Annotated in this window: 13 protein-coding genes; 10 read left to right on the top strand and 3 right to left on the bottom strand. The window is 68.6% G+C overall.

The window, feature by feature from the left end:
- Window positions 1-8: 8 nt before the first annotated feature.
- Together truA and EHF32_RS09930 are read left to right on the top strand one after the other, a co-directional pair.
- Window positions 9-848, top strand: coding sequence for a tRNA pseudouridine(38-40) synthase TruA (gene truA, locus EHF32_RS09935; protein ID WP_137418028.1), 840 nt, complete (start codon window positions 9-11; stop codon window positions 846-848).
- Between the two features lie 64 nt (window positions 849-912).
- Window positions 913-1608 carry an endonuclease/exonuclease/phosphatase family protein gene (locus tag EHF32_RS09930; RefSeq protein WP_137418027.1) on the top strand — a complete coding sequence of 232 codons (696 nt, stop codon included), beginning with the start codon at window positions 913-915 and terminating at the stop codon, window positions 1606-1608.
- 6 nt (window positions 1609-1614) lie between these two features.
- Here the strand turns inward: EHF32_RS09930 and EHF32_RS09925 are convergent, their stop codons facing one another.
- Window positions 1615-3378, bottom strand: a complete 1764-nt coding sequence (locus EHF32_RS09925) for a DUF4012 domain-containing protein (RefSeq protein WP_137418026.1) — start codon at window positions 3376-3378, stop codon at window positions 1615-1617.
- 66 nt (window positions 3379-3444) lie between these two features.
- On the opposite strand from EHF32_RS09925, the gene EHF32_RS09920 reads away from it, so the two are divergent.
- The 3 genes from EHF32_RS09920 to EHF32_RS09910 all read left to right on the top strand — a co-directional run bounded on the left by EHF32_RS09920 (window position 3445) and on the right by EHF32_RS09910 (window position 6559).
- Window positions 3445-4062 carry a hypothetical protein gene (locus tag EHF32_RS09920; RefSeq protein WP_137418025.1) on the top strand — a complete coding sequence of 206 codons (618 nt, stop codon included), beginning with the start codon at window positions 3445-3447 and terminating at the stop codon, window positions 4060-4062.
- Between the two features lie 136 nt (window positions 4063-4198).
- On the top strand, window positions 4199-4912 hold the full coding sequence (locus EHF32_RS09915) for a fructose 1,6-bisphosphatase (RefSeq protein ID WP_137418024.1): 714 nt from the start codon (window positions 4199-4201) through the stop codon (window positions 4910-4912).
- Between the two features lie 228 nt (window positions 4913-5140).
- On the top strand, window positions 5141-6559 hold the full coding sequence (locus EHF32_RS09910) for a glycosyltransferase family 2 protein (RefSeq protein WP_238343847.1): 1419 nt from the start codon (window positions 5141-5143) through the stop codon (window positions 6557-6559).
- Between the two features lie 67 nt (window positions 6560-6626).
- Here the strand turns inward: EHF32_RS09910 and EHF32_RS09905 are convergent, their stop codons facing one another.
- Together EHF32_RS09905 and EHF32_RS09900 are read right to left on the bottom strand one after the other, a co-directional pair.
- The gene (locus EHF32_RS09905; protein WP_137418023.1) at window positions 6627-7625 is read right to left on the bottom strand and encodes a response regulator transcription factor; all 999 of its coding nucleotides are present in this window, start codon (window positions 7623-7625) and stop codon (window positions 6627-6629) included.
- Between the two features lie 118 nt (window positions 7626-7743).
- Entirely contained in the window at window positions 7744-8778 is a 1035-nt protein-coding gene (locus tag EHF32_RS09900) for a glycoside hydrolase family 6 protein (RefSeq protein WP_238343678.1), read from the bottom strand.
- A gap of 58 nt (window positions 8779-8836) precedes the next feature.
- Here EHF32_RS09900 and EHF32_RS09895 point away from each other — a divergent pair, with 58 nt between their 5' ends.
- From EHF32_RS09895 to EHF32_RS09880, 5 genes are all read left to right on the top strand, one after another.
- Window positions 8837-9667 (top strand): universal stress protein, encoded by an 831-nt coding sequence (locus EHF32_RS09895; RefSeq protein ID WP_137418021.1) that lies wholly within the window; start codon window positions 8837-8839, stop codon window positions 9665-9667.
- Window positions 9668-9758: 91 nt separating this feature from the next.
- Window positions 9759-9965 (top strand): hypothetical protein, encoded by a 207-nt coding sequence (locus EHF32_RS09890; protein WP_137418020.1) that lies wholly within the window; start codon window positions 9759-9761, stop codon window positions 9963-9965.
- Between the two features lie 256 nt (window positions 9966-10221).
- Window positions 10222-10359 (top strand): hypothetical protein, encoded by a 138-nt coding sequence (locus EHF32_RS15760; protein ID WP_161594086.1) that lies wholly within the window; start codon window positions 10222-10224, stop codon window positions 10357-10359.
- A 179-nt stretch (window positions 10360-10538) separates the two neighbouring features.
- Window positions 10539-11261, top strand: coding sequence for an L-ribulose-5-phosphate 4-epimerase (locus EHF32_RS09885; protein WP_137418019.1), 723 nt, complete (start codon window positions 10539-10541; stop codon window positions 11259-11261).
- Entirely contained in the window at window positions 11258-12832 is a 1575-nt protein-coding gene (locus EHF32_RS09880) for a xylulokinase (protein ID WP_137418018.1), read from the top strand. The genes EHF32_RS09885 and EHF32_RS09880 overlap by 4 nt, the downstream gene beginning before the upstream one ends.
- Window positions 12833-12850: the final 18 nt, after the last annotated feature.

Raw genomic sequence — 12850 nt, 5'->3', positions numbered from 1 at the left:
CTTGTGCAGTGCGGATCCGACTCGACATCGCTTATGACGGCACGCACTTCCGCGGCTGGGCGCGGCAGCCGGGCCTGCGCACCGTTCAAGGAACGCTCGAGGAGGCCTTGGCGCGGATCATCGCCGGTGCGCCGCAGCTGACGGTCGCCGGGCGCACGGATGCGGGCGTGCACGCGAGCGGCCAGGTCGCCCATCTCGACCTCGACGACGCGCAGCGGACGCGGCTGGCGGCCTCGCGCCGGTCGGAGTCCGATCCCGTTGCGGCTCTGGCGCGACGCATCCGCGGCGTTCTGAGCTCGTACGCGGATGTGACGGTGCACCGCACCGCGCTCGCGCCCGACGGCTTCGACGCGCGATTCTCGGCTGTCTGGCGCCGGTACGCCTACCGGATCGCCGACGACGTCACCGGTTACGATCCGCTGCGACGGGAGTTCACCACCACCGTGCGTGCCGCGCTGGATGTCGCAGCGATGGATGAGGCCGCGCAGTCGCTGCGGGGCCTGCACGACTTCGCTGCCTACTGCAAGCCGCGCGAGGAGGCGACGACCATCCGTACGCTGCTCGAGTTCGACTGGCGCCGCGACGACGAGGGAGCGATCGTGGCGAACGTGAAAGCGGACGCGTTCTGCCATTCGATGGTGCGCGCGCTCGTCGGGGCGTGTGTCGCGGTCGGACAAGGGCGCCTCGCGGTCGAGGACGTCGTGCGGCTGCGCGAGCAGGCGACGCGGACGAGTGAGTTCGCCGTCCTCGCCGCGCGCGGGCTGGTGCTGACGGAAGTGGGCTATCCGGAGCCGGAGCTGATGGCGGCGCGGGCCGAGCAGACGCGGGCGCGTCGCGATCAGGAATGAATTCGCTGGGCGTTGCGCAACCGGCATCCGTCGTTCATGTGCCGGGCATAGTGTGGATGGCCTGATGAAGGTCATCTCCTACAACCTGCGCAAACATCGCGCTGCGGGCGAGATCGCGGATCTCGCCGAGCAGCACGGCGTCGATGTCCTCTGCCTCCAGGAGGCGGACACGACCGACATCCCCGAGGTCAGCGGGGGCCTGCGCCTGGCGGACGCCACGAGCCGCAACCGGTTGGGTCTGGCGGTCTACTACCGCGAGAGCAGCTTCCGGCTGCAGGAGGTACGTGCGCTCTCGCTCAAGAAGTCGCTGCACGACCGCGTGCTCAAGCCCGCGGAGGAGCGCATGCTGGGCGTGCGACTGCACGACATCGACGCGGGTCGCGAGATCATCGTCGCGTCCTTCCACGCCGCACCGCTCACCGCCCTCAACTCCCTACGCCGCCACCAGATCCGCACGGCACTGGCCGAGCTGCAGGACCTCGGACCGCAGCTTCCCGCTCTGATGGTGGGCGATTACAACTACCCCGTCTTCAAGGAACGTCTTGGTGAGCGCGTGCGGGACCAGGGGTACGAGCTCACGCTCAGCGACACCCGCACGTACACCCGCTATCGCTTCTTCCGCGGGCACTACGACTTCGCGACGTCCACCGGCTTCGACATCGAGCACATCCGGACGCTGCCGCAGGGGCTCAGCGACCACCTGCCCATCCTCGTGACGGCCACGCTCTCGTCGTCGCGTTCGCGCGTCGAGGTCAGCTGAGTCCGCTCAACCGCACGAGACGGCGAGGGCCGAGTCCGTACCGGGCAGCACCGGCGTGACCTGGGCACTCAGCTCGGGAGTCCAGGGCGTGCGGACGCGGATGCTGGCGCTGGCCGCCTCGCCCGGAGCGAGGAGCGACGACCACACGAGAACCGGCCTGCCCTGGTCGGTGCCGGACTGGAAACCGCTGCCGTCAGAGTTCTCCGAAGAGATGACGGAGGCGCCCTCAGGGAGATATAGATAGCCCGTCGTGCGGGTCAGCCCGGCCGCAGTCCCGAAGCTGCCCCCTCCGGTGATGGAGGACGGGTAGCCCGCGACGTCGGAGGGTGCGTCATTGGTGAGCGACACGTCGAGCACGGCTTCGGCCGCTCCGCCGGCGGTGCTGCACCATTGGACGCCGGTGCCGACCTTCATGTAATAGTCCAGCTTGGAGCCGGTGGCGTCGTTGAGGTACACCCCGAAGCTCGTCTGCTGACTGTCGGTCACCGGCAGCAGGCCCTGGAGGCTCGTGCCGTCGAGGATCGCCTGTTCCTCGGGCGCATTGCTCCAGATGAGCAGGCGCTCCTCCTCCCCGGCCTTCGCCAAGGCCGAGACGAGGGCGGACGGGGCCACGTCTCCCGCGGCGAGTTTGGTGAAGACGGATGCGGCGGCCGCCTGGAAGAACGCATCCTGGGTCGCCGGGTCGTACCGCAGGTAGACCTCGTTCAGCAGCAGCGGGATCGTATTCTCGCTCGTGAGCTCGTCGCCCGTGGGCAACGCCACGGGGCCGGTCGCCGCCAACATGTACGACAGGGTGACCGGGTCGAGGGAGATCACCCCGTCCACCTTGAGGCCATACTCCCGCTCCCACATCGCCTGCGCGATCTGCGCCGCGAGGGGGAAGGAGGGGACCTGGGTGGCGTTCTGCATGTAGCGCGCGGGCCGGGTCTCCATGAAGGCGGTGAGCTCGGGACCGATGTCGAGCACGGGCTCACGCAGCTTGCCGATGTCTCCGGAGGCGGATGCCTGGGCGGCGAGGGAGATCTGGCCGTTCTCCGTGTGCACGAGCGCCATCGCGCCGACGATGCCGCCGAGCGAACGCCACTCGGCGTTGTTCTGGAAGATGACGAGATAGTTGCGTGGCCCCTCCGCGCCCAGGACGGCCGGCATCAGTGCCGTCGCTCGGCTGACCGCATCCGATCCCGTCTCGACCGAGGCGAGCAGCTCGGACACGTCCTCGACGGCGTTCGCGAGCGGGGGGAGCAGGGTGGTTCGATCGATCTCGTCGACGGCATCGGACGCGAGGGTCACCTGTGCCGTGGTGCTCTGGGCCGCCTCGTGCATGTCGCCCAACCCGCTCACGTCGATGCGACCGTCGACAGGCTTCAACGCACCGGCCGAGAAGTCCGACGCGACGCGCACGAGGGGAGTCAGTGCCTTGCCCGCCACATCGTCGACCGCTGCGGTGACGGTGGCGACGGCCGAGAGCTGGTCACCGACCCACGGCAGGGCCTCGGCAGCCTGCCACACGGGGTCGGAGGTCAGGGAGCGCGCCTCGGCCGTGTCGGCGGCGATGTCGGCCAGTCGCGCGGTCGCCGCATCCGTGTCGTCGAGGTTGCGGGTGACCTCTGCGGCGGCCCGCTGCGCCGCGGTCAGGTGGCCGTACGCGAGGTATCCTCGCACCCCCAGCCAGGCCGCTGCGGCCACGAGGACGACGAGGAGCGCGAGCAGTACCCAGACGAGAATGCGTCCGGCGGTTCTGGCGGGAGCCGGCAGCAGGGGATTGGTCACGCCTTCACCTTAAGCGGTCATGCCGCGCCGCTAGAGTGGGAAGTCCACCTCACACCGGGAGTCGCCATGCGCCGCAGTCATCGGAGGCCGGTCGCGGTCGTCGCTTCGCTGCTCGCCGCGGTGCTGCTGACCGGATGCGGCCCGGCGCCGTGGAACACGGGTGCGCAGACGCCGAGCCCGACATCGCCATCGCGATCGAGCACTCCCGTTCCGACGCCCGTGACCAACGACCTGTCCAGCGGCTCGACTCAGCGCGTCGTGCCCGCCGGCGCGGTGAGCGCGACGATCAACTACTGGTCGACGCTGTCGATGGACCGCTGGACGGCCACGGCCCTGAAGCCCGTCAGCATCTCGATGGTGACCACCGTCACCCCCAACGACGGACAGAAGGTCTTCCTCCAGAAGGCGACCATGGTCGCGGTCCCCGGCAACGCCTCGCGGTCCTTCGACCCGCTCGCCCCGCAGACCGACCAGTCGTCGGTCAGCCCCGGCTACCTGGTTCTCGACCCCTACAGCTATTCGCAGACCTTCAACATCGGAGACGTGCCCGCTGAGGCGACGTTCGTGCAGGTCCAGTTCACCTACGACTTCCTCGTGCAGACCACTCCGACCTCCACCGAATACGCCAAGCAGACCGCAAGTGACACGCTGACGATCGCCATCGCCGGAGCGCCGCAGGACTGACGCGGATCCCGTGCATGGCGCTCGGGGGCGGATCGCGTATACTTTCGGCGCCGACCCTGGGGTTTATCTGGAAGCGGGTCGGCACCGACCCGAAATCCTGTGAGCCTCGTGAGGCCACGTCTGCGAGGAGCGCCCTGTGAGAATCCCCTTCGCCGATCGCCGTGTGCGTCGGCTCAGCGCGGGGGCCGCTCTCGCCCTCGCGAGCATCCTGGCGCTGACGGGTTGCTCGCAGATCGTCGACGGCTTCAACTCCTTGCAGGGCAGCAACACCGCCGTGCAGCCGACGACCGTCGTGCCCTCGCCCGCGCCGTCGGCGAGCATGGCGTTCAATTCTCAGTTCACGTACGACGGCTCGGTCGAGCTGCGCAGCGACGTGGCGCAGGATCTCGAGCTCGTGCTGAACGTGTGGGCGGTCGACCCCAAGCGCACGCAGGAGTGGACCCCGAACAACGAGAAGGTCTTCGGCTTCGCGGTCAACGTCTACGACCACCGTGTCGACGAGAAGGCGGTGCTGACGGACAAGCGCCGGGTGTACATCTCCTCGGTGCAGATCAACTCCACCACGACGCAGACCTCCAACCAGATGCAGTCGCCGTACCAGTTCAGCGCCGATCCGCGCACGCTGGTTCCCAGCGACACCCTGCGCTCCGACCGGGGACTGCTGCTCAACAGCTTCCAGGGCGGACTGTACGTTCCCCAGCAGAGCATCCACCAGTTGCCGGCGGACACGTTCGGTCTGACTCTCGAGTTCGCCCTGACGATCTCCGTCGAAGGCACGGCGAACACGGACGCCTCGTTCCAGCAGCAGACGGTGTACCAGTACCTGCCGATCGCGATCTTCCCCGGCTGAGCCGCGGCGGCCACCGGCGCTGATCTTGCGCCAATCTTGCGCTGAGCTTCTCGCGGGACCTGCCATGATCTTGCGGTAGAGCGTGCAGTCTGGACTCATCGCACGAAAAGCGTGCCGATCTCCCGCCGCATCGCGGCCCATGAACGTCAGGAAGTGATCACTGTGTCGGACCCCCGCATGGCGTATCAGCAGGTGCCTTCACAGCAGCTCGAGCCGGTGTACCCGGCGATGACGCCCGGCGCGGACCTCGAGTCCCACTTCGAGCAGGACTTCATGTCGGTGCTCGAGAACTCGACCACGCACCGCTCGACCATCGGATGCGTCATCCCCGCCTACAACGAGGAGGAGTCGATCGCCGATGTGATCGAGGCCCTGCTCGCCCAGACGCGTGTTCCCGACGTCATCCACGTCGTCATCAACAACACGTCCGACAACACCGCGAAGATCGCTTCGGAGTACGCCGGTCCGCACGAGATCATGACCGACCTCGGCGAGCAGTTCACCGAGGTCTTCGTTCACGACATCGGCAAGAACCCCGACAAGAAGGTCGGTGCGCTCAATTACGGCTACTCGCTGGTCGAGGGATGCGACTATCTGCTCGGTGTGGACGGCGACACGATCGCTGAGCCGCGGGCCGTCGAGTACCTGGAGACCGAAGCGGTCAGCGACTCGCGCATCGGAGGCATCTCGGCGATCTACACGATCGACGATCGTCCCATCAAGGGCCTCACGGCCAAGTGGCTCATCGCCGGTCAGCGCACCCAGTTCGCGGCCTTCAACCTGCAGAACCTCCTCCGTGGCCGCAACATGGCGGTGCTCGGCGGCCAGTTCTCGATCTTCTCGACCAACGCCCTGCGTGACGCGATGAAGCAGAACCACCAGAACACCCCGTGGGTCAAGGACAGCGAGGTCGAGGACTCCCTGCTCTCGCTGCAGATCAAGAGCGCCGGCTATCTCACGAAGATCAGCCCCTACGCCCGCGCAGCGGTGGGCGGGATGACCACCCTCAAGGGATACGACGCGCAGCAGGTGAAGTGGACCTTCGGTGCGATCGAGCTCATGTGGCCCGGGCAGCGCGGCGACACGAAGGGGCAGCCGTTCCACCCCAACCTGCGCCTGCGCTGGTTCGAGAACTTCGGCATGCTCACCAACCTCTTCGTCCGCGTCGCCTTCCTCGTGCTGCTCGCGGGCTCCCTGTCGATCAACGCCTTCGTCTTCTCGCCGCTGTGGCTGATCCCCGTGCTGACGGCCGTGCTGCTGAACCTGCGCATCGCGCGCACGATGAAGTACTGCAATCGGCGCGACATCCTCTTCGCTTTGCTGGTCTTCCCGGCGGAGATCTTCATGTGGATCCGTCTGAGCCACTTCCTGCGCTCGTGGACGCGCTTCCTGTCGCGCAAGAAGGTGGACAACTGGGCCATGCAGGCCAAGGCGGAACGCGGCGGTGCATCGATCGGTCACTGGACGCCCTTCATCCTCTTGGCCGCCGCGCTCGTCGCCATGGCAATCATCTGGAACATGCTCGGCCCGGTCGTGCAGTCCTCCATCCTCTGGATCGGCTGGCCGATCGTCGGCGTCGTGACGGTCCTGCAGACGCTGCTCATGTTCTCGAAGCTGCTGCGCCGCTACCAGGGCTACAAGGTCTGACCCGCACCACCCCGACGAAGAGGGCCCACGGTTTCCCGTGGGCCCTCTTCGTCGCTTCCCCGCGAAATCAGGGTGCGAGCAACTCGGTCGTCAGGCGATAGCCGACTCCTCGCACGGTCTCGATGTAGCGCGGGTTGCTGGGGTTGTCGCCCAGCTTGCGGCGGAGGTTCGTCATGTGGGCCTCGACAGCGCGCTTGTCGGCCTCGCCCACGTAGTAGGAGGTGACGTAGGACTCGCCGCGCAGCACGAGGGTCAGATCGGCCTTGCTGCGCACGCGCCGCTTGGACTCGAGAAGCGTGGCGAGGAGATCGAACTCGGTACGGGTCAGCTCGACCTGCTGACCGTTGATGAGCACGATGCGCGTCTCGGGGTTCAGCTGGAGATCGCGGTGGGTCACCCAGAAACCCCCGCCCGGAACGAGCGCGCCCTGGGTGTGAGGGGTCAGTTCCGATCCGGCTGCCGGGGCGGGTACCGGCTGCGCAGGTGCGGGGGTCGGCTGCGGCGCGTAGGTGGCGCGGTCGGCCGGCATGGCCGCCTCGGGCGGGTACACCGGCTCCTCGACATAGGCAGGCGCGATGGGCTGTCTGGTCTCGGGCTGCACCGGGATGGACTGCGTCTGCGGGCGTGCGCCCGGAAAGGACGGTCCGACGCTCTCCTGCCGGCGCGACTGGCCGGCGGGTTCGGGGCGGGGGCGGCGCAGCAGTGCCTCGACGCGCGCCCGGAACTCCCGCGGACGGAACGGCTTCACGATGTACTCGTCGGCACCTGCGCCGAGTCCGAGGACGACGTCGGCCTCGTCGGCGAGACCGGTCAGCATGATGATGAAGGTGTTCGACTTCTCGCGGATGCGGCGGGCCGCCTCGAATCCGTCGATGCCGGGCATGTTGACGTCGAGTGTCGTGATGAGCGGCTGGTAGGCGAGCACGGCGCGCACGCCGTCGATGCCGTTGCCGACCGACACGGTGGAGAAACCCGCCGCTTCGAGGACCTCGGCGAGGAGGTGGCGGACGTCGGGATCGTCTTCGACGATGACCGCGGTCTTCTGCCCGTCAGAAGCGTCGCTCATGAGTCCGGTATCCTCGATTCTCGGTTCAAGGCCGCGGCTCGTGGCACCGCACGCGTCGCCATTGTTCCATATCCGCCGGATTGCCCGCGATTCACGGTGTACGCCGCGCCGCGGGCGGTCAGAGCACGTTGCGTGTGAGCTGCACGGAGCCTTCCGGCCACCAGGATCCGGCGCGCGGACCGCCGTTGCAGACGCCGTCGCTCTCTCCGGGCGGCTTTATCCACAGGTTCGTGTCGACGACGTCGTCGCCGTAGGTGCCGCCCGGGTCACCCACGAGCGCCGTCGGATCGTTGCACCACTCGCTCGTGGAGGTGCCGGCGCCGTTGCGTGAGGTGTCGATGAGGGCGTGGCTGCCGCCGAGGAGCGCGGACACCTCGTGTGCGTACGCGAACTCGTCGGTGGTGGGGTTGTAGTTCGACACGTTGGTGGCGAAGCCGCGCACCTTGTCGGTGACGCCGACCCGCTGGATGAGAGAGGCCATCTCCGAGGCGGGGCGCCAGTTGGAGTGTCCGCCGTCGAGGTACACCCACGTGTCGACGCCCACCAGACGCAGCGCCGCATCGTGGAGGGCGCTCATGCGCTGATCGATGTTCGCGTCGCAGTCGGGTGCCTGGGCGAGGCTGTCCGGCTCGAGCACGACGATCTTCTGCACGTCCTTCACGCTCGCCAGCGCCTGTCCGATCTCCGCCGTCCAGGTGGCGTACGAGGCGTCGTCCAACCCGCCCGCGGACTGGCTGCCGCAGTCGCGCTCGGGCAGGCCGTAGACGACGACGGCGAGTGCCGCATCCTGATCGCGCGCCTCGGCGGCGAGGTTCAGGATGCGGGGACCTGCGTCGCCGATCGGATCGATCTCCGGGGTGAGCCAGTAGGCGGTCGGCTGAGCGGCGAGGTAGTCGGCCGCGGCCTGTGCGTCGGAGTCGAGTCCGCCCTCGGTCGCGGCCTTGCTCGCCTTGGACTCCTCCGGCACGACGATGCGTGTGCCGACGCCCGGCGCCTGCGCGCCGAGGAACTGGAGCCCGGAGGTGATCGCCCAGCCGACGACGCCGATGGCGGTGATCACGATCACCAGGCTCGCCGCGAGGACCGTGATCAGCAGCCAGCGGGGAAAGGCGCGCCGGCGTGGACGGGCGGGCCTGGCTGGCGTGGAACTCACGCAAGGACTGTACCGCGCGCCCGCGCTACCCTGACTGCAACGACCGGAAGGACACAGGATGTCGGACTCGATCATCGTGGGCGTGACGGATGCGGAGGGCTCGCAGCGTGCGGTCGACTGGGCGGCGGCCCGCGCGCGGCGCGGCGGGGAGCCGCTGGTGCTCTTCTCCGTCGTCGGCGGCGCCACCGGAGCCGTCGGCGAGGATGACGTGCTGACGGCGGCGGTCACCGCGACGCGTGCACGCCTCGAACAGCAGGCCGAACTCTTGCGATCGACGGGTGTCTCGTGCGACGTGCGCGTCTCGCACGGCAATCCGGTCGCGGAGCTCGTGGAGGCGTCGAAGGACGCGCGGCTGCTGGTGATCGGCGGGGAGAAGCGCGGGCAGGGGCGTCGCGGTCAGCACGGCTACCGGATCGCAGCGGGATCGCATTCGCCCGTCGTCGTGGTGCCGCTGGATGCTCCCACCGACGGGGAGGGCGTCGTGGTCGGTGTCGACGGCTCGGAGGTCTCCGACGCGGCGGTGGCGTTCGCGGCAGCCGAGGCGGAGCGCTTCGGCGAGAGTCTGACGATCGTCTCGGCGTGGATGCCGGTCGCCGTTCCGGGAGACTTCGGTGTGTACCCCGACCTCTATCTCACGGATCTCCACGCGATCACCCAGTCCGCCGTCGACCGTGTCGCAGAGAAGGTGAGCGAGGCATACCCGGTTCTCGAGGTGCAGACCCGTGTCGTCGAGGGTGATCCTGCTGCGGCCATCGCGGACGCGGCGGGATCGGCCAGGCTCGTCGTGGTCGGTTCGCACGGGCGGGGCGCCTTCGCGCGCTTCCTGCTCGGGTCGGTCAGCGAGGAGGTCGTCTCGCAGGTGACGACCGCCACAGCCGTCGTCCGCTGAGCGGATTCCCACAGTTTCGGCGCGTACGGGCCAAACGTGCCCGGACGGGACTACTTTTGTGCCACCACGGTAGGCGGACGAAGGAGTCCTCATGGATCGTGCAACACAGATAGCTGTCACTGCTCTCGGCCTGCTCGCGCTCATCGCGGTCGCCGTCGGCGTCTTCGCTGCGGGGGCGATCCCCGGGCTCGAGCTGCACGCGCAGCGTGTCGCGAGCCTCGTCCCCTTCGTCGTCGCGACGCTCGCGGTACTGAGCGCGCTCGCGCTGACGGTGTCGCGACGACGTCTCCATCGCTGAGAGATCTCGCCCACAAAAGCGGAGAGGCCCTCTGCGGCCTGGGGGAACCGGAGAGGACCTCTCATCACACGGGCGGAACGCTCCGTGCCTTCGCTCGCCGTCGATGACCCGAACACGTTCGGCGTGCGGTGTTGCCCCTTCAGTATGGGAATCGCGCGTAACGGGACGGAGGGGCTTGACAACGGCGGCGTCGCTCGTATGTGATCTGACGCGCCGCGTCACACGATCGTCATCCTTTCTCAGTAGCATGGCGCTCATGGCGCGCGAGGGGCAACGCAATCCGGAGCCGGGCGGATCCCGATGGCTCATCTACGTCGGGGTGGCGCTGCTGGCGCTCGGGGTGGGGGCCCTCGTCTTCGCGTCGATCATCAGTTACCTCAACGCCATCCTCTAGCGGCGGCTGTGCTTCGCCCGTGTGCGCATCGGCTTGCGCGGCGAACGAGCGCTCCGCACCGATCCGCGTGAGGTGCTCATCGGGGGAAGAGTCGTTGCACACCCGGTGTGTGACCGGTAACATTTGTTTCGGCCGGCCGGGTATGGGACCCCGCGGGCCACGAGACCAATGGAGCACCCGTGACAGGCAGCGCAGCCACGCCCTTCCCCTCTGACGTCCAAGCGGCCATCGATGCCGTCCGTGACGACGTCGCGACTCTGCACGGCGAGCTTGTGCGCTATGGACTGGTCGTGTGGACCGGGGGCAACGTCTCCGGTCGCGTGCCGGGAACCGACCTGTTCGTGATCAAGCCGTCCGGTGTCTCCTACGACGATCTGGCGCCCGAGAACATGATCCTCTGCGATCTCGACGGCAACGTGATCCCGGGAACGCCCGGCAGTGAGCGTTCGCCCTCCAGCGACACGGCCGCGCACGCCTACGTCTACCGCAACATGCCCGACGTGGGCGGGGTCGTGCACACCCACTCGGACTACGCCGTCGCGTGGGCGGCACGCGGTGAGGAGATCCCCTGTGTGATCACCGCGATGGCCGACGAGTTCGGCGGCCCGATCCCGGTCGGCCCGTTCGCGATCATCGGCGACGACTCGATCGGTCGCGGGATCGTCGAGACGCTGCGCGGGCATCGCTCCCGTGCGGTGCTCATGCGCAACCACGGTCCGTTCACGATCGGGGTGAGCGCGAAGGATGCCGTCAAGGCGGCCGTCATGGTCGAGGACGTCGCGCGCACCGTGCACATCGCGCGTCAGGGCGGCGAACTCGTGCCCATCCCGCAGGAGGCGATCGACAGCCTCTACGCGCGCTACCAGAACGTCTACGGACAGAGCGGGGACGACCGGCGATGACCGCTGCAGAGGCCATCACGACGGGGCGCACCTGGCTCGGCATCGAGCTCGGCTCCACGCGCATCAAGGCCTGCCTGATCGACGAGACTGGCGCGGTGATCGCCGTGGGCGCCCACGCGTGGGAGAACAGCTACGTCGACCGTCTCTGGACCTACTCCCTGGACGAGGTCGTCGCCGGCCTGCAGGCGGCGTACGCCGCGCTCGTGGCCGACGCGATCGAGCGTCATGGCGTGCGCCCCGACACCCACGTCGCGATCGGCGTTTCCGCGATGATGCACGGCTATCTCGCTTTCGACGCATCCGGTGAGCTGCTCGTGCCCTTCCGCACATGGCGCAACACCAACACCGGACCCGCATCGAGCGCGCTGAGCGATCTGTTCGGCGTGAACATCCCGCTGCGCTGGTCGATCGCGCACCTGCATCAGGCGGCGATCGACGCCGAACCGCACGTGCCCCGCATCGCCTCGATCAACACCCTCGCGGGTTACGTGCACCGTCGCCTGACCGGGCGATCGGTGCTGGGTGTGGGCGACGCATCCGGCATGTTCCCGATCGATGCCGCGACGCGCGACTACGACGCCGAGCTGCTCGCCCGTTACGACGCGCTCGGCGCGATCGGCGTTCCGCTCGCCGACATCCTCCCGGAGGTCCTTCCCGCCGGACGCGAGGCGGGCGCGCTCACTCCCGAGGGGGCAGCGCTCCTGGACCCGTCGGGCGCGCTCCGCCCCGGCATCCCGCTCTGCCCGCCCGAGGGTGATGCCGGGACCGGCATGGTGGCCACCAACGCCGTGGCGCCGCGCACGGGCAATGTGAGCGCGGGGACGAGCATCTTCGCGATGGTCGTCCTCGAGCGCCCTCTCGAGCGCGTGCACCATGAACTCGACCTCGTCACCACACCCGCGGGAGACCCCGTCGCGATGGTGCATTGCAACAACGGCGCGAGCGAGCTCGCGGCGTGGGTCGAAATGTTCTCGCGGTTCTCGGCCGCATCCGGCCGTCCGCTCGACGCGGATGCCGTCTTCGAGGCCCTCTTCCGCGAGGCGGTCGCCGGCGAGGCGGATGCGGGTGGGCTGCTCGCCTACAACCACCTCGCGGGCGAGCCCATCGCCGGACTCGAAGAGGGCCGTCCGCTCGTCGTGCGCACGCCCGACAGTCGCCTGACCCTCGCGAACTTCATGCGCGCCCAGCTCTACGGCGTGTTCGGCACGCTGGCCCTGGGCATGCGGGTGCTCGCCGAGGAAGGCGTCGCGCTCGATCTGATGTTCGCCCACGGTGGTATGTTCCGGACGGCCGGCGTCGCCCAGCGCTTCCTCGCCGGCGCGCTCGCCGCCCCGGTCGCGGTCGGCGAGACCGCATCCGAGGGCGGCGCCTGGGGGATCGCGGTGCTCGCCGCGTATCTCGGCGAATCCGACGAGTTCGATCTGTCCACCTACCTCGAGCGCCGAGTGTTCGCCGGCGCCGCAACCTCGACCGCGGAGCCCGACGCCGACGACGTCGCCGGCTTCGCCGCCTACCTCGAGCGCTACCGCTCCGGCCTCGCCATCGAAGCCGCCGCCGTGGCCGCGCTCTGAAAACCGAAAGAGAGATAT

The organism is Microbacterium sp. RG1 (genome assembly GCF_005347485.1).
Lineage (GTDB): Bacteria > Actinomycetota > Actinomycetes > Actinomycetales > Microbacteriaceae > Microbacterium > Microbacterium binotii_A.
Note: the sequence above shows the minus strand (reverse complement) of the source record. Positions and strands in the feature narration are given on the sequence as shown.

What these genes read in the sequence shown, in the direction of transcription:
- EHF32_RS15760 (WP_161594086.1), top strand. Translation starts at nt 10,222, where the DNA reads ATGGCGCGCGAGGGGCAACGCAATCCGGAGCCGGGCGGATCCCGATGG.
- EHF32_RS09895 (WP_137418021.1), top strand. Translation starts at nt 8,837, where the DNA reads ATGTCGGACTCGATCATCGTGGGCGTGACGGATGCGGAGGGCTCGCAG.
- EHF32_RS09880 (WP_137418018.1), top strand. Translation starts at nt 11,258, where the DNA reads ATGACCGCTGCAGAGGCCATCACGACGGGGCGCACCTGGCTCGGCATC.
- EHF32_RS09930 (WP_137418027.1), top strand. Translation starts at nt 913, where the DNA reads ATGAAGGTCATCTCCTACAACCTGCGCAAACATCGCGCTGCGGGCGAG.
- EHF32_RS09890 (WP_137418020.1), top strand. Translation starts at nt 9,759, where the DNA reads ATGGATCGTGCAACACAGATAGCTGTCACTGCTCTCGGCCTGCTCGCG.
- EHF32_RS09920 (WP_137418025.1), top strand. Translation starts at nt 3,445, where the DNA reads ATGCGCCGCAGTCATCGGAGGCCGGTCGCGGTCGTCGCTTCGCTGCTC.
- EHF32_RS09910 (WP_238343847.1), top strand. Translation starts at nt 5,141, where the DNA reads ATGACGCCCGGCGCGGACCTCGAGTCCCACTTCGAGCAGGACTTCATG.
- EHF32_RS09905 (WP_137418023.1), bottom strand. Translation starts at nt 7,625, where the DNA reads ATGAGCGACGCTTCTGACGGGCAGAAGACCGCGGTCATCGTCGAAGAC.